This window comes from Agromyces sp. NPDC127015, assembly GCF_042725165.1.
Classification (GTDB): domain Bacteria; phylum Actinomycetota; class Actinomycetes; order Actinomycetales; family Microbacteriaceae; genus Agromyces; species Agromyces chromiiresistens.
In genome coordinates this window covers 224,271-247,067 of record NZ_JBHXDI010000005.1, presented here as the reverse complement: position 1 = coordinate 247,067, position 22,797 = coordinate 224,271, and the positions used below count along the sequence as shown (strand labels likewise).

Annotated in this window: 22 protein-coding genes; 10 read left to right on the top strand and 12 right to left on the bottom strand. The window is 73.7% G+C overall.

The genetic code is table 11. The annotated features are described in order from the left end of the window. Positions 1 to 31: 31 nt before the first annotated feature. The gene (locus ACFWGP_RS15905) at positions 32 to 1,081 is read left to right on the top strand and encodes an NAD(P)-dependent alcohol dehydrogenase (protein WP_376931341.1); all 1,050 of its coding nucleotides are present in this window, start codon (positions 32 to 34) and stop codon (positions 1,079 to 1,081) included. Between the two features lie 2 nt (positions 1,082 to 1,083). Next, positions 1,084 to 1,461, top strand: coding sequence for a hypothetical protein (locus tag ACFWGP_RS15900; protein ID WP_275505610.1), 378 nt, complete (start codon positions 1,084 to 1,086; stop codon positions 1,459 to 1,461). Positions 1,462 to 1,476: 15 nt separating this feature from the next. Here the strand turns inward: ACFWGP_RS15900 and ACFWGP_RS15895 are convergent, their stop codons facing one another. Further along, complete coding sequence (locus ACFWGP_RS15895; protein WP_231430325.1) at positions 1,477 to 1,806, bottom strand: multidrug efflux SMR transporter; 330 nt, start codon at positions 1,804 to 1,806, stop codon at positions 1,477 to 1,479. A 263-nt stretch (positions 1,807 to 2,069) separates the two neighbouring features. On the opposite strand from ACFWGP_RS15895, the gene ACFWGP_RS15890 reads away from it, so the two are divergent. The 3 genes from ACFWGP_RS15890 to ACFWGP_RS15880 all read left to right on the top strand — a co-directional run bounded on the left by ACFWGP_RS15890 (position 2,070) and on the right by ACFWGP_RS15880 (position 4,476). After that, entirely contained in the window at positions 2,070 to 3,365 is a 1,296-nt protein-coding gene (locus ACFWGP_RS15890; RefSeq protein ID WP_231430324.1) for an O-acetylhomoserine aminocarboxypropyltransferase/cysteine synthase family protein, read from the top strand. Continuing rightward, positions 3,362 to 3,976, top strand: coding sequence for a CoA-binding protein (locus tag ACFWGP_RS15885; RefSeq protein WP_231430323.1), 615 nt, complete (start codon positions 3,362 to 3,364; stop codon positions 3,974 to 3,976). Before ACFWGP_RS15890 ends, ACFWGP_RS15885 begins: the two co-directional genes overlap by 4 nt. A gap of 68 nt (positions 3,977 to 4,044) precedes the next feature. After that, entirely contained in the window at positions 4,045 to 4,476 is a 432-nt protein-coding gene (locus ACFWGP_RS15880) for a GNAT family N-acetyltransferase (RefSeq protein ID WP_231430322.1), read from the top strand. A gap of 205 nt (positions 4,477 to 4,681) precedes the next feature. Here the strand turns inward: ACFWGP_RS15880 and ACFWGP_RS15875 are convergent, their stop codons facing one another. After that, positions 4,682 to 5,716, bottom strand: a complete 1,035-nt coding sequence (locus ACFWGP_RS15875) for a GNAT family N-acetyltransferase (RefSeq protein WP_231430321.1) — start codon at positions 5,714 to 5,716, stop codon at positions 4,682 to 4,684. Between the two features lie 69 nt (positions 5,717 to 5,785). On the opposite strand from ACFWGP_RS15875, the gene ACFWGP_RS15870 reads away from it, so the two are divergent. Further along, a complete protein-coding gene (locus ACFWGP_RS15870; RefSeq protein ID WP_376931340.1) occupies positions 5,786 to 9,136 on the top strand; it encodes a BTAD domain-containing putative transcriptional regulator in 3,351 nt (1,116 codons plus the stop codon). A 63-nt stretch (positions 9,137 to 9,199) separates the two neighbouring features. Here the strand turns inward: ACFWGP_RS15870 and ACFWGP_RS15865 are convergent, their stop codons facing one another. Next, positions 9,200 to 10,015 carry an ABC transporter permease gene (locus ACFWGP_RS15865; protein ID WP_376931339.1) on the bottom strand — a complete coding sequence of 272 codons (816 nt, stop codon included), beginning with the start codon at positions 10,013 to 10,015 and terminating at the stop codon, positions 9,200 to 9,202. Further along, on the bottom strand, positions 10,012 to 11,031 hold the full coding sequence (locus tag ACFWGP_RS15860; RefSeq protein ID WP_376931338.1) for an ATP-binding cassette domain-containing protein: 1,020 nt from the start codon (positions 11,029 to 11,031) through the stop codon (positions 10,012 to 10,014). The genes ACFWGP_RS15865 and ACFWGP_RS15860 overlap by 4 nt, the downstream gene beginning before the upstream one ends. Positions 11,032 to 11,223: 192 nt before the next feature. On the opposite strand from ACFWGP_RS15860, the gene ACFWGP_RS15855 reads away from it, so the two are divergent. From ACFWGP_RS15855 to ACFWGP_RS15845, 3 genes are all read left to right on the top strand, one after another. After that, positions 11,224 to 12,618 (top strand): L-serine ammonia-lyase, encoded by a 1,395-nt coding sequence (locus tag ACFWGP_RS15855; RefSeq protein ID WP_376931337.1) that lies wholly within the window; start codon positions 11,224 to 11,226, stop codon positions 12,616 to 12,618. A gap of 61 nt (positions 12,619 to 12,679) precedes the next feature. Further along, a complete protein-coding gene (locus ACFWGP_RS15850; RefSeq protein ID WP_231430316.1) occupies positions 12,680 to 12,877 on the top strand; it encodes a hypothetical protein in 198 nt (65 codons plus the stop codon). 128 nt (positions 12,878 to 13,005) lie between these two features. After that, complete coding sequence (locus ACFWGP_RS15845) at positions 13,006 to 13,911, top strand: sulfurtransferase (protein WP_376931336.1); 906 nt, start codon at positions 13,006 to 13,008, stop codon at positions 13,909 to 13,911. 56 nt (positions 13,912 to 13,967) lie between these two features. On the opposite strand, the gene ACFWGP_RS15840 is transcribed toward ACFWGP_RS15845, so the two are convergent. The 5 genes from ACFWGP_RS15840 to ACFWGP_RS15820 all read right to left on the bottom strand — a co-directional run bounded on the left by ACFWGP_RS15840 (position 13,968) and on the right by ACFWGP_RS15820 (position 19,229). Beyond that, a complete protein-coding gene (locus ACFWGP_RS15840; protein ID WP_231430314.1) occupies positions 13,968 to 14,483 on the bottom strand; it encodes a rhodanese-like domain-containing protein in 516 nt (171 codons plus the stop codon). A gap of 86 nt (positions 14,484 to 14,569) precedes the next feature. Next, the gene (locus ACFWGP_RS15835) at positions 14,570 to 15,871 is read right to left on the bottom strand and encodes a M18 family aminopeptidase (RefSeq protein WP_231430313.1); all 1,302 of its coding nucleotides are present in this window, start codon (positions 15,869 to 15,871) and stop codon (positions 14,570 to 14,572) included. Between the two features lie 56 nt (positions 15,872 to 15,927). Further along, positions 15,928 to 16,860, bottom strand: coding sequence for a DnaJ domain-containing protein (locus ACFWGP_RS15830; RefSeq protein ID WP_231430312.1), 933 nt, complete (start codon positions 16,858 to 16,860; stop codon positions 15,928 to 15,930). 133 nt (positions 16,861 to 16,993) lie between these two features. Beyond that, positions 16,994 to 18,556 carry a methyltransferase gene (locus tag ACFWGP_RS15825; RefSeq protein ID WP_376931335.1) on the bottom strand — a complete coding sequence of 521 codons (1,563 nt, stop codon included), beginning with the start codon at positions 18,554 to 18,556 and terminating at the stop codon, positions 16,994 to 16,996. Positions 18,557 to 18,626: 70 nt separating this feature from the next. After that, positions 18,627 to 19,229 carry an RBBP9/YdeN family alpha/beta hydrolase gene (locus ACFWGP_RS15820; protein ID WP_376931334.1) on the bottom strand — a complete coding sequence of 201 codons (603 nt, stop codon included), beginning with the start codon at positions 19,227 to 19,229 and terminating at the stop codon, positions 18,627 to 18,629. Between the two features lie 194 nt (positions 19,230 to 19,423). Here ACFWGP_RS15820 and ACFWGP_RS15815 point away from each other — a divergent pair, with 194 nt between their 5' ends. Continuing rightward, on the top strand, positions 19,424 to 19,756 hold the full coding sequence (locus ACFWGP_RS15815; RefSeq protein WP_231430309.1) for a hypothetical protein: 333 nt from the start codon (positions 19,424 to 19,426) through the stop codon (positions 19,754 to 19,756). 23 nt (positions 19,757 to 19,779) lie between these two features. On the opposite strand, the gene pnuC is transcribed toward ACFWGP_RS15815, so the two are convergent. Genes pnuC through ACFWGP_RS15800 form a run of 3 tightly spaced genes read right to left on the bottom strand, consistent with a single transcriptional unit; the run spans position 19,780 to position 22,795 of the window. Continuing rightward, positions 19,780 to 20,472, bottom strand: coding sequence for a nicotinamide riboside transporter PnuC (gene pnuC, locus ACFWGP_RS15810; protein ID WP_376931333.1), 693 nt, complete (start codon positions 20,470 to 20,472; stop codon positions 19,780 to 19,782). Beyond that, complete coding sequence (locus ACFWGP_RS15805; protein ID WP_376931332.1) at positions 20,469 to 20,891, bottom strand: DUF3054 domain-containing protein; 423 nt, start codon at positions 20,889 to 20,891, stop codon at positions 20,469 to 20,471. The genes pnuC and ACFWGP_RS15805 overlap by 4 nt, the downstream gene beginning before the upstream one ends. Then, entirely contained in the window at positions 20,888 to 22,795 is a 1,908-nt protein-coding gene (locus ACFWGP_RS15800) for a thioredoxin domain-containing protein (RefSeq protein WP_376931331.1), read from the bottom strand. Before ACFWGP_RS15800 ends, ACFWGP_RS15805 begins: the two co-directional genes overlap by 4 nt. Between the last annotated feature and the right edge of the window lie 2 nt (positions 22,796 to 22,797).

The window sequence follows — 22,797 nt, the reverse complement described above, 5'->3', positions numbered from 1 at the left end:
ACACAGGGACTTACAGGTGTAAGGGAGCAACATGCGTGCAGGAGTGGTCGATCGGTACGGTCCGCCGTCGGTCGTACGGGTCGACACGGTGCCCGATCCCGTCGCGGGCCGCGGCGAGGCGCTCGTGCGCGTCATGGCGGCGACCGTCAACTCGGGCGACGCCCGCATCCGCGGCGCCCGGTTCCCGCGCGGCTTCGCCCTGCCGGGCAGGCTCGCGCTCGGGGTGAACGGCCCGCGCGCCAGGGTGCTCGGCGTGGTCTTCGCCGGGGTCGTCGAGACGATCGGTGGTGATGCCACGGGCGGTGCCCCGCACGCGGGCGGCATCGCCTCAGCGGCATCCGGGTTCGCCGTCGGCGACCGCGTCTGCGGCATGACGGGCGCGCGCATGGGCGCGCACGCCGAACTCGTCGCGGTCCCCGCCTCGCGGCTCGCGCGCATCCCCGACGGGGTGTCGTTCGACGACGCGGCCGGGGTGCTGTTCGGCGGCGCGACGGCGCTGCACTACCTGCGCGACAAGGCCGCGGTGCGGCCGGGCGAGCACGTGCTCGTCGTCGGAGCCTCGGGCGCGGTCGGCACGAACGCCGTGCAACTCGCGAAGCACTTCGGGGCGAGGGTCACGGCCGTCACGAGCGCACCGAACGCCGAACTGGTCACCGCGCTCGGCGCCGACCGGGTCGTCGACTACCGCGCGACGCCGCTCGAGTCGCTCGAGTCACGCGGCGAGCGCTTCGACGTCGTGTTCGACACGGTGGGCGTGCTGAGCCCGGCGACCGGGCGACCGCTCCTCGCCGAGGGCGGGCGACTGCTGCTCGCCGTCGCGAGCCTCGGCGAGATGATCACCGCCCACGGTCCGGTGAAGACGGGCACCTCACCCGAGCGACCCGAGGACTTCTCGACCCTGCTCGACCTCGTCGAGGCGGACGCACTGCGGGTCGTCATCGACGAGACGATGCCGCTCGACCGCCTCGCCGAGGCGCACGCCCGCGTCGACTCGGGCCGCAAGGTCGGCAACCTCGTGCTGCATCCGCAGGAGGCCGCGGGCGCGGGCGCGGCGGGCGGGTCGGCCGAGGCGGCGGCTTGACCATGGACCCGACCCGTGTCATCCTCGCCGGCGGCTGGATCTCGCTCATGCTGGTCTACCTGCTCGGCGACGTGCTGCGCATCTTCGCCGGTGATGCCGAGCCGGGCAGGATCGGCGACAGGGCGGCCGCGAGCTGGATGTGGGTGCTGGCCGCACTCATCATGCTCGTGCCGATCGCGATGATCACGATCTCGCTCATGGTGCCGGCGACCCCGCTCAAGTGGATCACCGTCATCGTCTCGGCCGCGCTCGTGCTGTTCAACCTCGCAGCGCTGCCCTACAAGGGCCTCTACGACAACGTGCTCATCGTCGTGGGCTTCGGGTTCAACGCGCTCCTCATCTGGGTCGCGCTCGCCTGGCACCCGGCCCAGGAGGCGTGAGCACCCGGCGCATCGCTAGTGGCCGGCGCCTCCGTCGACGAACTTGAGCCCGATGACGCAGCCGACGAGGCCGGCGATGAGGGCGAGCTTCAGCCACGAGACATCCGAATCGCCCGTGATCATCGCCCAGACGACCGTGAGTGCCGCGCCGATGCCGACCCAGACCGCGTAGGCGGTACCGGTCGAGATGTCTCGCATGGCCCACGCGAGCCCGCCCATGGAGAGGGCGAGGGCGCCGAAGAAGATCACGCTCGGCCAGAGCTTCGTGAAGCCCTCGCTCTTGCCGAGTGCGGTGGCCCAGACGGCTTCGAGCACGCCCGAGACGATGAGGATGACCCATGCCATGACTGTTCACTCCCGACCAGATCGACATCGAGAAGGATGTCGCGTGCCAGTCGTCGTGTCCGGGTACTGGGTGCCCTCGTCCGGTGGCCGCCGGGGTGGGCGACCTGATCACAGGATAGCGAACCGGCCTGATCAACCCCTGTGCACCCTGGCCCGACCGACCCCCTCCGCCGACGGGTGCACGGGGCGGGTGCGAGGCATCCGTTGCCGTAGGTTACGCCGCGGGCGCGAGGCCGACGCCGGGTGCGCGTAGCGTTCTCGGCATGGCAGACCGCGAATACGGCTTCAAGACCCGCGCCATCCACGCGGGCAACATCCCCGACCAGGTGACGGGCGCCCGCGCGCTGCCGATCTACCAGACGAGTGCGTTCGTCTTCGACGACACCGCCGACGCCGCGGCACGGTTCGCCCTCCAGAAGTACGGCAACATCTACTCACGCCTCGCGAACCCGACGGTCGCGAGCTTCGAGGAGCGCATCGCGAGCCTCGAGGGCGGCCTGGGCGCCGTCGCGACCGCCTCCGGACTCGCCGCGCAGTACATCACCTTCGCATCGCTCGCGGGAGCCGGCGACCACATCGTCGCCTCCGCGCAGCTCTACGGCGGCTCGATCACCCAACTCGACGTGACGCTCCGCCGCTTCGGCATCGAGACGACCTTCGTCGCCGGTTCCGACGCCGACGACTACGCCGCGGCCATCCGCGAGAACACGAAGGCCCTCTTCGTCGAGACGATCGCGAACCCCTCGGGCGAGATCGCCGACCTCGAGGCGCTCGCCGACGTCGCCCACGCCCACGGCATCCCGTTCATCGTCGACTCGACGATCGCGACCCCGTACCTCAACCGCCCGATCGAATGGGGCGCCGACATCGTCACCCACTCGGCGACCAAGTTCCTCGGCGGGCACGGCACGACCCTCGGCGGCGTCGTGGTCGAGTCGGGCCGGTTCCACTGGCACTCGGAGAAGTTCCCGCTGTTCGGCCAGCCGGTGCCGAGCTACGGCGGCCTCGAGTGGTCGGGCAACTTCGGCGAGTACGCCTTCTTGACGCGCCTCCGCGCCGAGCAGCTGCGCGACATCGGCCCGACGCTCGCGCCGCACTCGGCGTTCCTCCTCGCGCAGGGCGTCGAGACCCTGCCGTACCGCATCCAGGCGCACGTCGACAATGCCCGCGCCGTCGCCCGGTGGCTCGCCGAGGACCCGCGGGTCGAGCGCGTGTTCTGGGCGGGCCTCGAGGGCCACCCGCACCACGACCGCGCGAAGAAGTACCTGCCGCAAGGCCCGGGCTCGGTGTTCAGCTTCGAGGTGAAGGGCGGCCGGCAGGTGGGCCAGGCGCTCATCGAGAACGTGAACCTCGCGTCGCACCTCGCGAACATCGGCGACGCGAAGACGCTCATCATCCACCCGGCGTCGACCACGCACGCCCAGCTCACCGAGCAGCAGCTCGTCGACGCGGGCGTGCTGCCCGGCGTCGTGCGGCTCTCGATCGGCATCGAGGACGTCGACGACATCATCTACGATCTCGACCAGGCGCTCGCCGCCGCGACAGGAGGCACGCGATGACCGACACCATCACCGGGCAGGCGACGCAGACGGATGCCTCGGCGGCGGCCGAGCTCGAGACCGTGCGCCTCGTCAACGGCCTGAGCTGCGACCTGCCCGCCGACTCGCCGCTCGCGAAGCTGCTGCGCTCGCAGCGCACGTGGACGGGTCCCGACGCGAAGGCTCGCCTGCGCATCCTCGACGCGGCGAAGTCGGTCGCGATCGTCGGCGCCTCGCCGAAGCCGCAGCGCTCGAGCTACTTCGTGGGCACGTACCTGCAGCAGTCGAGCGACTACCGCCTCTACTTCGTGAACCCGATGGAGACCGAGATCCTCGGCCAGCCGGCGTACGCGAGCCTCACGGACCTGCCCGAGGTGCCCGACGTCGTCGTCGTGTTCCGCCGGGGCAGCGACATCCCGAAGGTCGTCGACGAGGTCGTCGCGGCCGGTGCGAAGACCATCTGGGTGCAGCTCGGCATCTGGAACGAGGAGGCCGCGTACTACGGCGAGGAGCAGGGGCTCACCGTCGTCATGGACCGCTGCATCAAGGTGGAGCACGCCCGCTTCCACGGAGGCCTCCACCTGCTCGGATTCGACACGGGTCAGATCACGTCGCGCAAGACCGTGCGCTGACGTGCTCCCGTCGAGCGGATGCCTCGGTGGAGGCATCCGCTCGAACCGCGCCCCGATACGCTGGACCGATGCCCCGCGACCTCGATTTCTCGACCGACCCCGCCCGGCTCGACCGCGAACGCGTGCACCGCTGGCTCTCCGAGCACGCCTACTGGGCGCTCGGCCGACCTCGCGAGACGCAGGATGCGGCGATCGACGGGTCGATGAACTTCGGCGTGTACGACCGCGACTCGGGCGGGCAGCTGGCCTACGCCCGCGTCGTCACCGACGGCGTCACCTTCGCCTGGCTCTGCGATGTCATCGTCGACCCCGAGAGCCGCGGCGAGCGCCTCGGCGTCTCGCTGATGGAGTACGTGCTCGCGACGCTCGACCCGCTGCGCCTGAAGCGCGTGGTGCTCATCACGGGCGACGCCCACGGCCTCTACGAGAAGTTCGGGTTCGCGCCGATCGACCGAGCGGCGGACTGGATGTCGCGGGTCGGGCCCGACCCGATCGTCTGAGCGGGGGCGACCCGGCCACGCTCCCGACCGACCGCGGCAGGGGCGCCGCTTCGCTGCCGTCAGGCGGCGTCGCGTCCATAGGCGAGCATCCGGAAGCCCGACCCACCACCGGGGCGGCGGCGCACGAAGCGGTCACGCGGCGTCGCGTCCACAGGCGAGCATCCGGAACCCCGACCCACCACCGGGGCGGCGGCGCACGAAGCGGTCACGCGGCGTCGCGTCCATAGGCGAGCATCTGGAAGCCCGACCCGTCTGGGCGCACGAAGCGGTACTCGCGCTCGTGCAGGCGGGCGAACCCGAGCCGGTCGTAGAGCCGCTGCGCGTCGAGCATGTCGGGGCCGGTGTTGAGCACCACCCGGTCCATCCCGCGGATGCGCGCGAGTCGCAGCACGTGCCGCACGAGCGTCTCGCCGATGCCGCGCCGCCGGGCACCCGGTGCGACGCCGAGGAAGCGGAAGTCGAGCTCGCCGGCCCGCGCGACCGGCGACATCGTCGCGCCTGCTCGCGGCGTCGACGCCGTGCCGAGGAGCTCGCCGGTCGCCGAGTCGACGGCGACCCACACCCGATGGTCGCGCGCACGCTCGGCCACGGCGACGATGTCGGCGCGATACCCCGCGTTCAGCTCGAAGTCGGCGGCGTACGCCGACTCGACGAGCCGGGCGACGTGATCGGCCTCGCCGTCCCGCATCGATCGCACCACGACGTCGTCGCGCTGCTGAAGCGGGTATCGGTACACGACCGAGTCGACGTCGGCCCCGACCGCCGCGTCGCGCTCGGGCGCGCGCTCGAAGCCGAGTCGTTCGTAGAGCGCCTGGGCCCTGGTGTTGCGGCTGCCCGTGTCGAGCACGAGCGCCGACGCACCCCACTCGAGCGCCGCCTCGAGGCTCGCCCGCGTGAGCGCGGCGCCGAGTCCGCCGCCCTGCACGGCTGGGTCGACGGAGATGAGGCGCACCTCGGCCTCGCCGGGCCGGGCGACCCGCGAGTAGCGAGTGCCGGCGCGCAGCACGCTCGCCGTGCCGACGACGCCGCTTTGGGCGTCGAGCGCGACGAGCACGGCGCCGTCGGCGGCACGCCCCGCCGTGTCGGCCTCGAACGCGGCGCGCTCGGCGCCTTTCGGCAGGTGACCGTACGGCCCTGCGGCGAAGGCGCGCCCGATCAGGGCGGCCTCGGCGGCGGACTCCTCGGCGCGGATCGGACGGATGGTCGGGGATGCGGGCGGGGTTCCGGCGGCGTTCGACATCGTCATCCAGCCTAGGCCCGCCCGCCGGCGCGGCGGCCTGGCGACGGTCGCCGCCGGTAGGCTCGACGCGTGCTGACCGACCGCCGCGATCTCCGCGTCGCGCTGCTCGGCCCGGTCCTCGTCGAGGGTCGGTCGGGCGAGCAGATCGAGCCCGCGGGCGCGCTCGCGAAGGCGCTGTTCGCCGCGCTTGCGGGGGTCGACGGGCGTGCCTCGGGTCGCACGCACGGGCTCGAGGCGATCTCCGACGACCTGTGGGGCGACGACCGGCCCGAGAACGAGCGGGCGGCACTGCAGTCGCTCGTGTCACGGGTGCGCGCCACGAGCGCGACCGGGCTCATCGCGTCGCGCCCCGGCGGGTACGCGCTCGACGTGACCCCGGTGCAGACCGATCTCGGACTCGCCGGCGAACTCGGCGGGCGCGCCGCGGAGCTCGCCCGTGGCGGCGACCACCGCGCCGCGATCGGCGTGCTCGACGAGGCGCTCGCCCTCTGGCGCGGCGAGCCGGGGCTCGACCTCGGCCAGGCGCCGATCGGCGCCGAGCTCGCCGACCGTGCGTCGTCGCGTCGCATCGGATTGCTCGAGTTCCGTGCGCGCTGCCTGCTCGACGCCGGTGACGCCGAAGCGGCGATCACCGCCCTCGCTCCGCTCGCGGCGGCCAGCCCGCTCGACGAGCGACTGCACACCTCGCTCATCGCCGCGCTCGCGAGCGCCGGCCGGCGCACCGAGGCGCTCGCGACCTTCGCGCGCGTGCGAGCGACGCTGCGCGACGAGCTCGGGGTCTCGCCCGGCCCCGAACTCGTCGAGCTCAACGCGCGACTGCTCGCCGATCCCGACACGGGCATCGCGCCCGTGGTCGGCGTCGACCCGGTCGCGGACGTCCGGCCCGGGGCATCCGTCACGATCGAGCTGACGCGACCGACGGCCGATGAGGTCCCGTCGCCCGCGGAGACGGTCGATTCCCCCCGACTCCCCGAAGAACCCACCCGGATCGGCCTGCGCGCCGCCCCGAACCGGCTCATCGGCCGCGACGACGACCTGCCGGCGATCCTCGCACTGCTCGACCGGCACCGGCTGGTCACCATCCTCGGCGCAGGCGGGCTCGGAAAGACCCGGCTCGCCCAGGCGGTCGCGGCGCGAGCCGACGCGCCGGCGGTGGTGGTCGCCGAGCTCGCGGGCGTCCGCGACGACGACGACGTCGAGCTCGCGCTCGGCTCGGCGCTCGGCCTCAGGGAGGCCCGTGCCTCGAGGCTCTCCGACGCCGCGAGCCGGCCCGACCTTCGTCAGCGCATCGAGGCGCGCCTCGCCGACACGCCGACCCTGCTCGTGCTCGACAACTGCGAGCAGGTCGTCGACGGCGTCGCCGCCTGCACGGACGAGCTGCTGTCAGCGGTGCCGACCCTGCGCGTGCTCGCGACGAGCCGGAGCCCGATCGCGATCGGCGCCGAGCAGGTGTATCCGCTCGAACCGCTGCCGGCGCGCGTCGGCGACGAAGCCGGGCCCGGCTCGCAGCTCTTCATCGAACGGGCGCTCGCCGTGCGCCCCGATGCCGCCCTCCCCCTCGACGTGGTCGAGCGGCTGTGCGCGCGCCTCGACGGCCTGCCGCTCGCGATCGAGCTCGCCGCGGCGCGCACCCGCGGCATGACCGTCGCCGAGATCGAGGCCCGCCTCGACAATCGTTTCGCACTGCTCGCCGGGCGCGACCGCAGCGCGCCGCCCCGTCAGCGCACCCTCGAGGCCGTCATCGAGTGGAGCTGGGCGCTGCTCACCCCCGGCGAGCAACGCGGGCTCGTCCGGCTCTCGACCTTCGCCGACGGCTTCGGGATCGAGGCGGCACAGGAGGTGCTCGGCGCGGGCGCGATCGACGTGCTCGTGGGTCTCGTCGACCAGTCGCTGCTCACCGTGCGCGACGACCGGCTGACGGGTGCCACCCGGTACCGCATGCTCGAGACGGTGCGCGAGTTCGGCCAGCTCCGACTCGCGCAGGCCGGCGAGCTCGCCGACGTGCACGATGCGATGGCCCGGTGGGCCGAGCGGCTCGCCGACGTGCACTTCGTCGGCGGCGGCTCGACGCAGCTCCACGACCTGCGGGTGCTGCGCCTCGAGGAGGAGAACCTCGTCGAGATCCTGCGCCGAGCCAACGCCGAGCGTCGCGTGCCGACCGCGCTGCGGCTCTACGCCGCGCTCGGCTACCTCTGGAACGTGCGCAGCGCGCACGAGGAGGTGCTCGTGTTCGGTGAGGCGATGCTCGAGGCGACCCGCCACGGCGCGCACGAACGCGACCTCGCGGTGCCGGCGATGATCTCGGCGGTGTTCGCAGCCGGCACGTCGCTCGCCTACGGTGCACCGGCCGCGACGCGCGCGCTCGCACGGCTCCGCTCGCATCTCGCCGATCGCTGGCCGCTGCCCGAATGGCTGGCCGCGGTCGCGCGGGTCATCGGCGCGCGCGACCTCGACGCCGCGCTCGCCGACCTCGTGGTCATGTCCGAATCCGCCGACGAGGCGACGGCGCTCATCGGCGCGCTGCTGCGCTGCCAGTTCGATGAGAACGCCGGCGAACCCGCACTCGCCATCGAGCACGCCCAGCGCGCGCACCGGCTCGCGCGGCGCCTCGGCGACGGATGGGCCGAGTCGATGAGCTCGATGATGATGGCGCAGCTCGCCAGCCAGTCGGGCGACCCCGAGCGCGCGTTGCACTGGTCGGCGGTCGCGGTCGACGGCCTCGCCGCCCTCGACGCGGAGCCAGACCTGCTCCAGCTCGAGTGGATGCGCGCGGGCAACCTGCTCTCGGCGGGCCGGTTCGACGAGGTGCGCCCGCTGCTCGACGAACTCGCGGCGAGCGAGCGTCGCACGGCCGACGGCCTCGCGCTCGCAACGGTCGCCGAGCTCGGCCGCGCCGAGCTCGCACGGGCGGATCGCCGCATGGCCGACGCCCGTCGCCACGGTCGGGCGGCCGCCGACTCGTTCGGCGTCCACGAGCGGTCGACCCCGTGGTACCTGATGGTGCTCGCCGATCTCCTCTCCGCGGCGGTGTTCGACGAGCGCGACGCCGACGACGCCGACCGGTGGGCCGCCCGCATCCGGTACCGCACGATCGCGCTCCACCGCGCGTGGCCGGCGTTCACCGACAAGCCCGTGCTCGGCACGGCGGTGCTCGGCTGGTCGGCGTGGGCGATGCGCCGACCGCACCTGCGGGGTCGCGCGCTCGAGCTGCTCGCCCTCGCCGAGCGGATGCACCCCCGGCAGGACCTTCCCGCGCTCAGACTCGAGCCGCACCTCGCGGCCGCCGAGCGCATCGCCGGCGCCGCCGCCCTCGAGCGGGCGCGCGCCGACGTCGCCGACCTCACCCAGCCCGAGCGCGCGGAACGGGCGCTGCGATTGCTCGCAGCGCCCGTCGCGCCCGGTTCGGTCGGCTCGGCCTGACGGTCACCCCCGGCGGGGCGCCGACCCGACGGCCGTCGCCCGCACCGAGGCATCCGCACCGGTCTACGCCTTGCGCATGTACGCGCGCACCGTGAGCGGGGCGAAGATCGCGACCACGACCGCGGCGCCGACGAGCGTCGCCAGCAGGTCGCCCGTGACCTCGGTGCCCATCGTGATGCCGCGCGCGGCGGTCACGAGGTGCGAGACCGGGTTGATGTTCACGAACCACTGCAGCCAGTCGGGCATCGTGTCGGCCTGCACGAACGCGTTCGAGAGGAACGTCAGCGGGAACAGGATGAGGAACGAGATGCCCTGCACCGAACCGGCCGATCGCGCGATCACGCCGAAGAAGGCGAAGATCCAGCTGAGCGACCATGCTGCGACGATCACGACGAGGCTCGCCGTCACGACGCTGCCGATGCCGGCCTCGGGCCGGTAGCCCATGACGTACCCCGCGACGAAGGTGAGCACGGTCGCGATGCCGTAGCGCACCGTGTCGGCGAGCAGCGCGCCGGCGAGCGGTGCGACGCGCGCGATCGGCAGCGAGCGGAACCGGTCGAACACGCCCTTGTCCATGTCCTCCCGCAGCTGCACGCCCGTGACGACCGACGTCGTGATGACGGTCTGCACGAGGATGCCGGGCAGCAGGAACGGCAGGTACGTCATCGCATCGCCGGCGATCGCGCCGCCGAAGATGTAGGTGAACATGACGGTGAACAGGATCGGCTGCACGGTGACGTCGATGAGCTGCTCGGGCGTGCGCTTGATCTTCAGGAGACCCCGCCAGGCCATGCTGAACGAGTTGCGCACCGTCTGGCCGAAGCCGACGTGGTTCTTGAGCGTGCGGGCGGCGCCCGGCACGATGGTCGCGGTGGTCATGCGCGGCTTCCTTCGAGTTCGAGATCGGATGCCTCGTCGCCGGCCCCTTCGGGCTCGGCGCTGTGGCCGGTGAGCGTGAGGAACACCTCGTCGAGCGTGGGCTTCTGCACGCTGAGCTCGGCGAGGTGGATGCCCGCGTCGCGGAACGTGACGAGGAGCTCGGCGACGCGATCCGCGTCCTGCATGGGGGCGGTGAGGCGGGCGACCTCGGGGCTCGCGGTGGCGTGCACGCCGAGCACGCGCTCGATCGCCGCCTGGGCGTCGCCGAGGTCGCGCGGGTCGATGAGCCGCAGTTGCAGGCTCGACTCGCCGACCGAGGCCTTGAGCTCGTCGCCCGTGCCCTCGGCGACCACGCGGCCGCGGTCGATCACCGCGATGCGATCGGCGAGCTGGTCCGCCTCGTCGAGGTACTGGGTCGTGAGCAGGACCGTCGAACCGGTCGCGACGAGTCGTCGGATCGTCTCCCACATCTGCGCGCGGGTGCGCGGGTCGAGGCCGGTCGTCGGCTCGTCGAGGAAGATGAGCGGCGGCTGTGCGATGAGGCTCGACGCGAGGTCGAGCCGACGGCGCATGCCGCCCGAGAACTGCTTGAGCGGCCGCTTGGCGGCCTCGGTGAGCCCGAACTCCTCGAGGAGCTCACCGGCCTTGCGCTTCGCGTCGCGCCGGCCGAGGCCGAGCAGGCGCGAGAAGAGCACGAGGTTCTCGGTCGCCGAGAGCGTCTCGTCGACCGAGGCGTACTGCCCGGTGACGCCGATGAGCTGGCGCACGACCTGCGCCTCCCGCTGCACGTCGTGGCCGAAGACGCGGGCCGTGCCGGCGTCGGGGCGCAGCAGCGTCGCGAGCATCGAGATCGTGGTGGTCTTGCCGGCCCCGTTCGGGCCGAGCACGCCGTAGACGGTGCCGGTGGCGACCCGCAGGTCGACCCCGTCGACCGCGCGGTGCTCGCCGAAGGTCTTCACGAGGCCGTCGGCCTCGATCGCCCAGTCTCCCCGGGCTCGGGTGTTGGTGATGTCCATGCACGCCATGCTTCCGCCGCGCGCTCGCAGCGCGCTGTCGCGGTGCTGTCGGCGCACTGTCGCGGTGCCGTCGGTGCGCCGTCGCCGCGTGGTCGCGGATACTGCCGCGGATGTGCGCGAGATCGGCGGTCGACGCACGATTCTTCGAACCGCAGCGGCATCCGTGCGCGCCGTGCGACGTACCCTTGAGGGGTGACAGCGTTCGTCTCCGCCCTCGATCTGTTCTCGATCGGGATCGGCCCCTCGAGTTCGCACACCGTCGGCCCCATGCGGGCGGCTCGCATGTTCGTCGAGTCGCTCGATGCCCGCGGTGTGCTCGGCGACGTCACGCGCGTGTCGTGCTCGCTCTACGGCTCGCTCGGCGCGACCGGCCTCGGGCACGGCACGCCCGACGCCGTCGTCGCCGGCCTCGCCGGCCTCGAGCCGCACGACTGCGACCCCGCCGACGTGCGCGACGCGTGGACCCGCCTCGCCGACGCGGGCGACACCGGCGCCGACATCCGCCTCCTCGGCGCGCACCCCGTGCGGCTGCGCCAGAGCGACATCTCCCTCGAGCCGCGCACGCGCCTGCCCGGCCACCCCAACGCCATGACGCTCCAGGCGTTCGGCGAAGGGCCGCTGCCCATCGCCGAGGAGACCTACTACTCCGTCGGCGGCGGTTTCATCCGCCGCGACGGCGACCCCGCCGCCGAGGCCGAGGCCCTGCGCCATCCGCTCCCCTACTCCAACGCCGCCGAACTGCTCGCCCTCTGCGACGAGCACGGTGTCTCGTTCTGCGACGTCGCCAGGCACAACGAGATCGCCGTGCACGGCGAGGCCGGCATCGACGCAGGGCTCGACGCCATCTGGGACGCGATGGCCGAGTGCGTCGAGCACGGCCTCGAGACCGAGGGCACGCTGCCCGGCGGCCTCCGCGTCAAGCGGCGCGCACCCGACGTGCGCCGGCGCCTGGAGGCCTACGACCGCGACGAGATCGAGTCGACGGCGCACCGCGACACGTCGACCGAGTGGCTGCACGCCTTCGCACTCGCCGTCAACGAGGAGAACGCCTCCGGAGGCCGGGTGGTGACCGCGCCGACGAACGGCGCGGCCGGCATCCTGCCCGCCGTCGGCCACTACTACCTGCGCTTCGTGCCGGGCGCCGACCGGGCGGGCATCCGCCGGTTCCTGCTGACCGCGTCGGCGATCGCGAGCCTCGTCAAGAAGAACGCGTCGATCTCGGGCGCCGAGGGCGGCTGCCAGGCCGAGGTCGGCTCAGCGTGCGCGATGGCGGCGGGTGCGCTCTGCGCCGTGCTCGGCGGCACCCCCCAGCAGATCGAGAACGCGGCCGAGATCGCGATGGAGCACCACCTGGGCCTCACGTGCGACCCGGTCGCCGGACTCGTCCAGGTGCCCTGCATCGAGCGCAACGCGATCGCCGCATCGACCGCGGTCTCGGCGGCCCGGCTCGCGCTGCACGGCGACGGCACGCACCTCGTCTCGCTCGACACGGTCATCGAGACGATGCGCCAGACGGGCCTCGACATGATGACGAAGTACAAGGAGACGAGCGAGGGCGGCCTCGCCGTCAACGTCATCGAGTGCTGACCTGCGTGTCCCCCACTCGGGGACCCTCCCGGACCCGACGCGTTTCTGCCATGGTGGCCCCATGGAAAGCGACCCGACGATCGATCCGAACTTCTTCCTCGGCGCCGGCCTCATCGGCCTCATCATCGGCGTGGTGATCTACCTCGCCGTGCTCGCCCTGATGCTGTGGATCGGCTACCTCATCATCAAGGCCGCGGTGCGCAACGGCCTCCGCGAGCACACGCTCTGGCTCGAGAGCCGGCGCGGACCGCTCCGCTGAGCCGCCGCCGGCTCGTGCACCGCGCGGCCGCAGCCGTTCGCGCGGCACGCGCGTCGCCGTGCTACGCCTCGTGACGGCCTGTTGCGGTCCGGCCGCGCCGGCCGGCAGCGGCGCCTAGCGTGGCCGGCATGACTCTCGACGCGACCTCGGATCCGCTCACCGTGCCCGGCCCGCTCGTCTCGACCGGCTGGGTGGCCGAACACCACGACGACGAACGACTCGTCGTCGTCGACGCGACGGTGCTCGGCGTCGACGCGGCGACGGGATTCCACTGGCTGAGCGGGCTCGACGATCACCTCATCGCCGGGCACCTGCCCGGCGCCGTCTTCGCCGACCTGCTCGAGGAGTTCTCTGACCCGGGCAGCCCGTTCGCGTTCACCCGCCCCGACCTCGACCGCCTCACCGAGGCCGCACGCGGCCTCGGCATCGACGACGGCACCGCGGTCGCCGTGTACGACGCGTCGATCGGCCATTGGGCCGCCCGCCTCTGGTGGCTGCTCCGCTCGGCCGGCTTCGCGAACGTCGCCGTGATCGACGGCGGCTTCGAGCGGTGGCGGGCCGAGGGCCGCGAGGTCGAGACGGGGTACCGCGAGCCGCGCGCCGCCGGCCCGCTGCACCTCACGGCGCAGCCCGGCTACTGGGCCGACCGCGAGGAGGTGCGCCGCATCGTCGCGGGCGACGAGCGCTCCGCCCTCGTCTGCGCCCTGCCACGGGGCGACTTCCGCGGCGAGACCGGCAAGCGGGCGCGGCGGGGCCACATCCCGGGCAGCGTCAACGTGCCCGTGGGCTCGCTCGTCGACCGCGAGACGCGCGTCGCGCTCCACGGGGACGCCCTCGCCGAACGTCTCGCCCCGGCGGTCGACGCGGCCGACGCCGCGACGGGCCGGTTCGTCGTCTACTGCGGTGCGGGCATCGCCGCAGCGGGCACCGCGCTCGCGCTCCGGCGATCCGGCCATCCCGACGTCGCCGTCTACGACGGGTCGCTCGACGAGTGGCTCGCCGACCCCGAGGCGCCGCTCGTCGCCCTCACCTGACCCGATGTCCCGGTCGCGACCGGCGAGGGGCGACGAGCGCCGCACCGCCGTGCGCCTCAGCAGGCGCAGGTGATGCCGGCCGCCTCGGCGGCCGTCACCGGTGAACCGGCGAGCCCCGCCGAGGCGACGTTCGTGAGCGGGTCGGGCACCCGCTGCGCGAGCCCCTCGTCGGTCTCGTAGGCGAAGCCCTCGCGCACCCAGTACTCGAACCCGCCGATCATCTCCTTCACCGGATGGCCGAGCCGGGCGAACTCGAGCGCCGCTCGCGTCGCCCCGTTGCACGCCGGCCCCCAGCAGTAGACGACGACCGGAACGCCGGAGGGCACGAGCGCCGCCGCCTCCCCCGCGATGCGGCGACCCGGCAGGTGCACCGCGCCGGGCACCCGCCCCTGCGCCCACGCGGCCTCGTTGCGGGTGTCGACGAGCACGAAGCCCGGCGCGCCAGCGGCGAGCTCGGCGGCGACGTCCGAGACATCCGTCTCGAACGCGAGTCGGCCCTCGAAGTGACGGATCGCGGACTCGGAGTCGGCCGCGGTCCGGAAGATCGAGGAGGTCGTGATCGTGTCGGTCATGCGCCCAGACTGGCAGGCCCAGCGCCGTCGGCGGGACGGAAATCGCGCCAACGCGGCGCGACTTCCCGCCAACCGCTCGCGGGTGCTCAGGCTCCGGCGAAGAAGGCGGTCGCAGCGGCGCCGAGCGCCGCGAGGTCGTCGACGTGCGCGAGCTCCCGGGCCGAGTGCATCGACAGCAGCGGCACGCCCACGTCGACCGTGCGGATGCCGAGACGGGTCGCCGAGAGCGGACCGATCGTCGATCCGCACGGGATCGCGTTGTTCGACACGAACCGCTGCACGGGCACGCCCGCGGCACGGCACACGCCGGCCCAGAGCGCACCGCCGAGCGCATCGCTCGCGTAGCGCTGGTTCGCGTTGAGCTTCAGCAGCGGACCGCCACCGAGCACCGGGCGGTTCGCCGGGTCGTGACGGTCGGCGTAGTTGGGGTGCACGGCGTGTCCCGCGTCCGACGAGACGATCCAGCTCGCCGCGTGGGCGCGTCGGCGTTCGTCGTCGGAGGCGCCGAGGCCCGAGGCGATGCGGGAGAGCACGTCCTCCAGGAACGGCCCGCTCGCGCCCGAGCGCGACTCCGAGCCGAGCTCCTCGTGGTCGAAGGCGGCGAGCACGCTCACGTGCTCCGCGTCGGACGGCGCCCGCAGGAGCGCGACGAGCCCGGCGTGCACCGAGGTCAGGTTGTCCATGCGGCCCGAGGCGAACAGCTCGCCCGAGCGGCCGAAGCGGGTCGGCGCGGCCGTGTCGGCGACGAGCACGTCGTGCCCGACGATCGCCGCGCCGGGCACGCCCGCCAACGCGGCGAGCTCGTCGAGCAGGTCGGCGTCGTCACCGGTGCCGACCCCCCAGACCGGCTGCGTATGGCGCTGCTTGTCGAGCAGGAGGCCCTTGGAGTTCACCTCGCGGTCGAGGTGGATCGCGAGCTGCGGGATGCGCAGCATCGGCCCCGTTCGCACGAGGTGCACGGCGCCGTCGTCGGTCGCGATGCGGCCCGCGAGCTCGAGCTCGCGGTCGAGCCAGGAGTTCAGGAGCGGCCCGCCGTAGACCTCGACCGAGGCCTGCAGCACGCCTTCGCTGACCGTCTGCCCGTTGGGCTTCAGCTTGAACGACGGCGAATCGGTGTGCGCCCCGAGGATGCGGTACGGCGTGGTCGGCACGGCGCCGTCGGGTTGCATCCACGCGATGACCGCACCGTCGCGCACGACGACGCGACGCCCGGGACCGGTGGGCCATTCGGCGGTCTCGTCGAGCCGCTCGAACCCGCCCGCCTCGAGACGGCGGGCGACCTCGGCGGCGGCGTGGTACGACGAGGGCGAGGCCTGCACGAAGTCGGCGAAGTCGGCGATGTGGGCGTCGAGGTCGGGCACGGATGCGGCGGCGGCGTCAGCTGGCATGGTTCCATCCAACACCGCGAACGGGCGGCGGGCGAACCGGGCGGCCACCGGGGGGCTCAGGCGAACCGCACGACCGCTTGCAGGCGCGAGCGCACCTCCATGACCTCGGTGCCGCCGAGGTGCGCCGATCCGGGCAGGCCCTCGCGCACGGCGCTCGCGAGACGCGAACGCCGGACGAGCGCGACGACGGCGCCGCGCACCGACCCGCCGAGTTCGAGCGGCTCGCCGGCGTGGTCGTCGGGCACGACGATCATGAGCGCCGTCGGCTTCGCCTTCGCTGCCCGTCCGATCGCCTTGGCCCGCGCCGCGAGCGCCTTGAACGGCCGCTCGCCCGCGAGCGCCTCGCCGACGAGTTCACCGCGCTTGAGCGCGACGGGCCCGCCCCAGTCCTCCGACTGGATCGCGAAGAGCCCCGTGGGACCGAGCACGAGGTGGTCGAGTTTCGGCGGCAGGCCGTGCCCCGCGGCATCCGTCGCGACGTCGTGCCAGATCGTGTACGCGATGCCGAGCGTCGCGAGCGCCCGGGCGCTCGCCTCCTCGGCGAGCGCGTCGGCGAGGAGGTGCCGGATGCCGCGGGGCGCACCGCGCACGAGCGCCGGGTCGTACGGATCGGGAAGCGAGGCGCCCCGCCCGACCCACTCGCGGATCGACTCGAGGTACCGCTCGCGCGAGAGCCCGCCTGGGTGGCCGTACGACCGCGCGAGCGGCCGCGAGTCGCGCCGCGGCCGGGGCGCGGCGGGCGCCCATGCCTCACGACTCGGCGCGGTGCCGACCGTGCCGCGACCGCGGTCGAACGCGGCCCGCGCCGCCGGCGTGCCGACGAGCGCCCACGCCGACTGCACCGCGTGGAACTTCGCGGGGTCGCCGCCCGTGTCGGGGTGCGCCTCGCGCAGGGCCCGGCGGTAGGCGGCGCGCAGGGTCGCCTCGTCGGCGTCGGCTGCGACGCCGAGCAGTTCATAGGGCGACGCTGACAGGGGGCTCTCGGGCATTGGCTCGCTTTCGTTGCGAGCACGAGAATACCGCGCACGAATCGGCCGGCCCTCTGAATTCGTCGGTGTCGGCGCCGTGCGCAGGTCGGCCCGGAGGAGCATGCCGCTGCTCCGATCCGCGCCGACCGGTGCGTCAGTCCGCCGGCAGCAGCAGGAAGCCGTCGTCGACGAGTTCCCGCACCTCCGGCAGCAGCTCTGCGGCGAGCGCCGCCCCGTCGACCTCGAGCAGCTGCGCGAGTGCGGCGACGATCGCGCCGACCGCGAGTTCGCCGTCGCAGGCGCCGACGAGTGCGGCCAGTGCCGTGCCGGGCGAGATCGTGCGCGCGAACCCGCCGCCCTGCCGCAGCAGCATCGCCGTCGGGTCCGCGTCGCCGGGCCAGTAGTGGCGCTCCTCGGTGACGTCGCCCGCGACGGTCAGGCGCAGCGCGACGAGGGCCCCGTCGTCGAGGGACGCCAGCCGGTCGTGCGCCGCGAGGCACTGCGCGAGGTGCCCGCCGAGGCCCGCGGGGTTCGACCCGATCGCGCCGTGCCGGCGCTCGACCCGGGCGAGCCCGTCGGTCGCGGATGCCGCGGCCGAGGCATCCCCGCCGACCGGCCGTCGCAGCACGACGTACCCGAAGCCGACCTCGGTGACCCCGCGCGCCGCGAAGTCGTCGAGCCACGCGTCGTAGAGGCGGTCGAAGGCCGCGGTACCCGACCTCGTGCCGCCGTCGCGGATCCACGTCTCGGCGTACTCCGTGACGGGCTGCACCTCGCGCTCGACGATCCAATGGTCGAGTCCGTGCGCCCATGCCGCGGCGCGCTCGAGCCCGTCGTCGCCGCCGCGATACTCCCAGTTGGCGAGCAGCTGCGCGGTGCCGCCGGGCTCGAGGTGCTCGGCGCAACCGCGCACGACCGCTTCGACGAGCGCGTCGCCCACCATGCCGCCGTCGCGGTAGTCGTACTCGGGAACCCCCTCGGTGCGCGGCGTGATGACGAACGGCGGGTTCGAGACGATGCGGTCGAACCGCTCGCCGGCGACCGGTTCGAACAGGCTCCCGAGGCGCAGTTCGACGCCCTCGATGCCGTTGAGCTCGAGGTTCATGCGGGCGAGCTCGAGCGCCCGCTCCGAGATGTCGGTCGCGACGACCTCGTCGGCGAATCGCGACGCGTGCATGGCCTGGATGCCGCAGCCGGTGCCGAGGTCGAGCACGCGTCGGGCGGGCGTCGGCAGCATGAGCCCCGAGAGCGTCGTCGAGGCGCCGCCGACCCCGAGCACGTGGTGCTCGCCGAGCGCGTGTCCGAGCGCGAGCTCGCCGAGATCCGAGAGGATCCACCAGTGCGCTTCGCCGTGCGCGTCGCCGAACGCGTAGGGGCGCAGGTCGAGGGCGGCGACGACGAGATCGCCGTCGCGCCTGATCAGCCCGAGCTCGACCGCGTCGTCGAGACCGAGTCGCGGCAGGGCCTCGGCCGCCTCGTCGGCCGGCACCGGCAGCCCGAGCACGAAGAGCTCGGCGAGGGTCGCGAGCACCGCACCGCCGGCGTGCGCGCGACGGCGGCCGTCGAGCACTCGCCGGGCGGGCACGCGTTCGCCCCGGTGCAGCGCCGCAGCCGCAGCCCCGCCCCAGAGGCCGTCGAGCGCGTCGACCGTGAAGTCGACGGCGCGCAGGTCCTCGGCGAGGCGGCTGAGGGGTTTCGGGGTGCGTGCGGTGTCCACCGGACCATTCAAGCAGCGGAGACCGCACGGGTGCGGTGACGGCGCTCATCGCGGTCGCGTGCCGCGCCGGTCATCCGGTGGGCGAGCCGGGGTCGAGCACGAGGTCGAGCACGAGCGGGAACGGACCGTACCCGTCGCCGATCGTGAGGTGGCCGCCGCCCGGCACCGTCACGCGCTCGAGCCCGAAGACCTCGGCGAAGGCGACCGTTCCAGCCGGGTTGACCGGGTCGTCATCGCCCTGCACCACCATCGGTGCCGCGATGCTCGCCGCCGCGAGCGCCGCCGCGACCGCGTCATCCTCACCGGTGTCGGCGGTGAGGAACCCGGAGATCTCGGGCGTCCGCTCGAGGAATCCGTCGGAGGGCGGTGAGACCAGGATGACGCGAGCCGCCGCCGGGTCGTCGAGCCCCGACTCGCGCCGGGCGACCGCGTACGCGAGCCACAACGCGCAGCCGAGGCTGTGCGCGACGACGGTGAGCTGCGACGGCGTCGTGCTGACGAGCTCGGCCTCGAGTGCGGCCAGCCAGCCGGCACGGACCGGGGTGTCGGCATCGGGCAGCTGCGGGTACCGCACGTCGTGGCCGCGGGCGTCGAGCTCTTCGGCGAGCCAGCGCTGCCAATGCCCCTCGGGTCGATGGTTCTGCCAGCCGTGCAGGATGAGCACCTCGCCCACGTCGTCTCCCGTCGTTCGTCCGGCCGTGATCGCCGGCCGCGGCCATCAGTCAAGCGCCTCGCGCGGCGACGTGCACGGGCGAATGTCACAGAGCCGTCATCTGCGGGTCATCTGGCATTGCGCCCCGTAACCCGCCCGTCACACGGTGCGCGTAGCGTGGGCTTACGATCGTGGAAGGCGAGGGGAGGGCGCGTATGGCGGAGTCATCGGTGCTCGAGCGCCTGCGTCGAGACGCACGCGACGAGCTCGCCGCGCTCATCGAACTGCGCTGCCGGCTCGGCGAAGACCCGTGGATGTTCCTGCCCGACCTGCCCTCCGTCGACGAGCAGGTCGTCGCGACGCTGCGCGAGGAGCGCCTGCAGTCGGAGACCTGGGGTCCGGCACGGTCGCGCGCGTACCACCCGGCTGCACGCCCGGGCGAGGCGGCGAGGTTCGAGTTCGAGCTGCTGCGGGGCATCGCCCTCGAGCACCCCGAACTCAGTGGGGCGGTATGGGCGCTGCTCGACCGCGTGCCCGCGCCCTGGTGACGCGCCGCCGGCGGCACCCGCGTTCAGGCGGCCGGTGACCCCGACGCCGCCTCGCGCCGTCGCTGCACCCGCAGCCAGGTGAAGAACCCCAGCAGGGTGAACGCGCCGTAGAACAGGTACAGCAGCGCCGAGGCGTAGTAGCCGGCCGAGACGAGCAACGGCACGCCGACGATGTCGACGGCCACCCAGATGAGCCAGAACTCCGTCCAGCCCTTCGCCATGCCCCACGTCGCGAGCAGCGACCCCATGAAGATCCACGCGTCGGCCCACACCGGCTCGAACGAACCCAGGGCGCTGAAGATGGGCGTGAGCACGAGCGTGCCCCCGATCATCGCCACGACGAGCAGCACGCGCTCGCGCCCGGTCGCCCAGCGCGGGTCGACGGCGTTCGCCGACGTGTGCCGGTGCCTCGACCACTGGATCCACCCGTAGATCGAGACGCCGATGAACATGAGCTGCCGTCCGGCCTGCCCGAGCAGGTTGACCGGGTTCGGCGTGTGGAAGACGGCGCCCATGAAGACCGTGAAGAGCAGCGCGTTGCCGATGATGCCGACGGGCCACGCCCAGACCTTGCGCCGCATGCCGCCGAGCGCCGACGCGAGCCCGAACAGGTTGCCCACGATCTCGCGCCAGAGGATCACCTGTCCGCCGATCACGAGCTGGGCGTCGAAGAGCCACTCGATCGGGCCGGGCGCCGCCGCGGCTTCGAGCATCATGCGACGGTCCTGGCGCTTCCGCGGAGGGCGCGCACGAGCGCGACGATCGCACGCCAGCCGATGAGGAGGAGGGCGAGCGTCAGCGCCGCGACGATCATGAACGCGACCTGCGCGGTGTCGCCGGCGAGGACCCGGAGGGCGAGCCCGCCGACGACGGCCACGGCCCACACGATCACGCCCGTCGGCCACGGCGCGCTCGGCGCGCGCCAGGCGCGTGCGAGGCCCCATCCCGCGAGCACGGCGACGAGGAACGGCCACGCGGTCGCGGCGATGCCGGCGACGTCGAGCGCCTCGGCGTGGCTGCGACGGCCGATGAGCACGAAGACGACGACGAGCGCCAGGTCGACGACGAGGCTCACGAGGATCGTTCGCGCGCTCGCCCGGTTCGGGCTCGCCGATCCGGCGACGGTTCCGCTCATGCCTCCATCGTACGGAGCGCGGCGAGCGCCCGGAGCGCGGCGGCGTCGACGACCGGCAGCGCGCAGACGAACTCGCGGCACCGGTAGGCCGCGGCGGCGCCGTCGCGCAGGTCGCGCCCGGCGAACAGGTCGAAGCCGGCATCCGCGAACCGTCGGGCCGCCTCCTCCGTGACGACGGCCGTGATGGATGCCTCGTGCCGACGGCTCTCGGCGACGAGCTCGGCCTCCTGCGGGGCCGCGGCGGCCGCGCCACCGGTCGCCGCGCCGGGCACGACGGTCACGAGCTGCACGACGGGCGCGGCGAGGTCGGCCATGAGCCCGAGCGAAGCGCCGAACGCGATCGGACGCTGCACGGCGACGGCGGCGACGCGCTCCATCGCCGCGACGGCCGCGACCCGATATCGATCGCCGGCACCGAGCAGCCACAGCCGCCACGCCGCCTGCGCGCATGCGGTCGCGCCCGACGGGGTCGCGCCCTCGGCGGGGTCACCGGGCAGGGCGAGGCCGCGCGCGGCGAGCACGGGATCGGGCCCGCCGGGCACGGCGAAGGGCACGGTCTCGTCGGGCCGGGCCGCGTCGATCGCGGCGTCGACGAGTTCGCGCGCGACCTCGGCGTACCGGGGATCGCCGCTCGCGAGCGCGAGGTCGATGAGTCCCCCGGCGAGCATTCCGGGGTCTTCGAGGGCCGCGGTGGCGGCCGACGCCCGGCCGTCGCGCGAGGCCCGGACGATCGCGCCGTCGGCGAGGTGGTGGCCGATCACGAAGTCGGCGGCCCGGCGCGCAGCGGCCAGGGCTCGATCGCCGTCCTGCCCGCCGATGGCGCCCGACGCACGTGCGAGCGCGCCGATCGCCAGGCCGTTCCAGCCCGTGAGCACCTTCTCGTCGAGCGCGGGCGGCTCGAGCGACCTCCGTCGCTCGGCGTCGGCCTGCGCGTAACCGCCTTCGGTGCGCACGCCGTCGACGATGCTCTCCGAGTCCTGCGCGGCGGCGAACCCGCCCGACGCGAGCTGCATCGTGCCGATGAGGAACGCCGACGTGTCGCGGGCGACCTCGCGGAGCACTGCGTCGTCGCGGGCCAGGTCGGCCGCGACGGCGAGCAGCAGGGCGTTGTCGGTGAGCATCCGTTCGTAGTGCGGCTCGCTCCAGTCGGCGCGAGTGGCGTACCTGAAGAACCCGCCGTCGACCGGGTCGCGGAGCGGCGACGCCGCCATCGCCCGCAGCGTGCGGCGGGCGATGGCTCGGCCGTCGGCGCCGCTCCGCGCGAGGAAGTCGAGCACCGGCGCCACCGGGAACTTCGGGGCCCCGCCGTAGCCTCCGTGCACCCGGTCCTCCTGCGCCGCGAGCGCCTCGACGGCGTCAGCCAGCCGAGCGGTCGTCGGCAGTGCGCCCGCCGTCTCGGCCGACGCCGCGTCGGCGAGCGCACCCGCGACCGCGTCGGCGGTGTCGGTCAGCTGCGTCCGCCGTTCGCGCCAGGCCTCGTCGACCGCGGCGAGCACCTGCCGGAACGACGGCATGCCGCGCTGCGGAGCGGGCGGGAAGTACGTGCCCGCGTAGAACGCCCGCCCGTCGGGGGTTGCGAAGACCGTGAGGGGCCAGCCGAGCTCGCGCGTGAACGCCGAGGCGGCGGCCAGGTAGCTCGAGTCGACGTCGGGGTGCTCCTCGCGGTCGACCTTGATCGCGACGAACCGCTCGTTGAGCACGCGCGCCGTCTCGACGTCGTCGAAGCTCTCGCGGGCCATCACGTGGCACCAGTGGCAGGTCGCGTAGCCGATCGAGATCATGACGGGGATGTCTCGCGCGCGCGCCTCGTCGAAGGCGTCGTCGCCCCAGGGGAACCAGTCGACGGGGTTCCCCGCGTGGGCCCGCAGGTACGGGCTGACGGCGTCGGCGAGGCGTCGGCCCATCG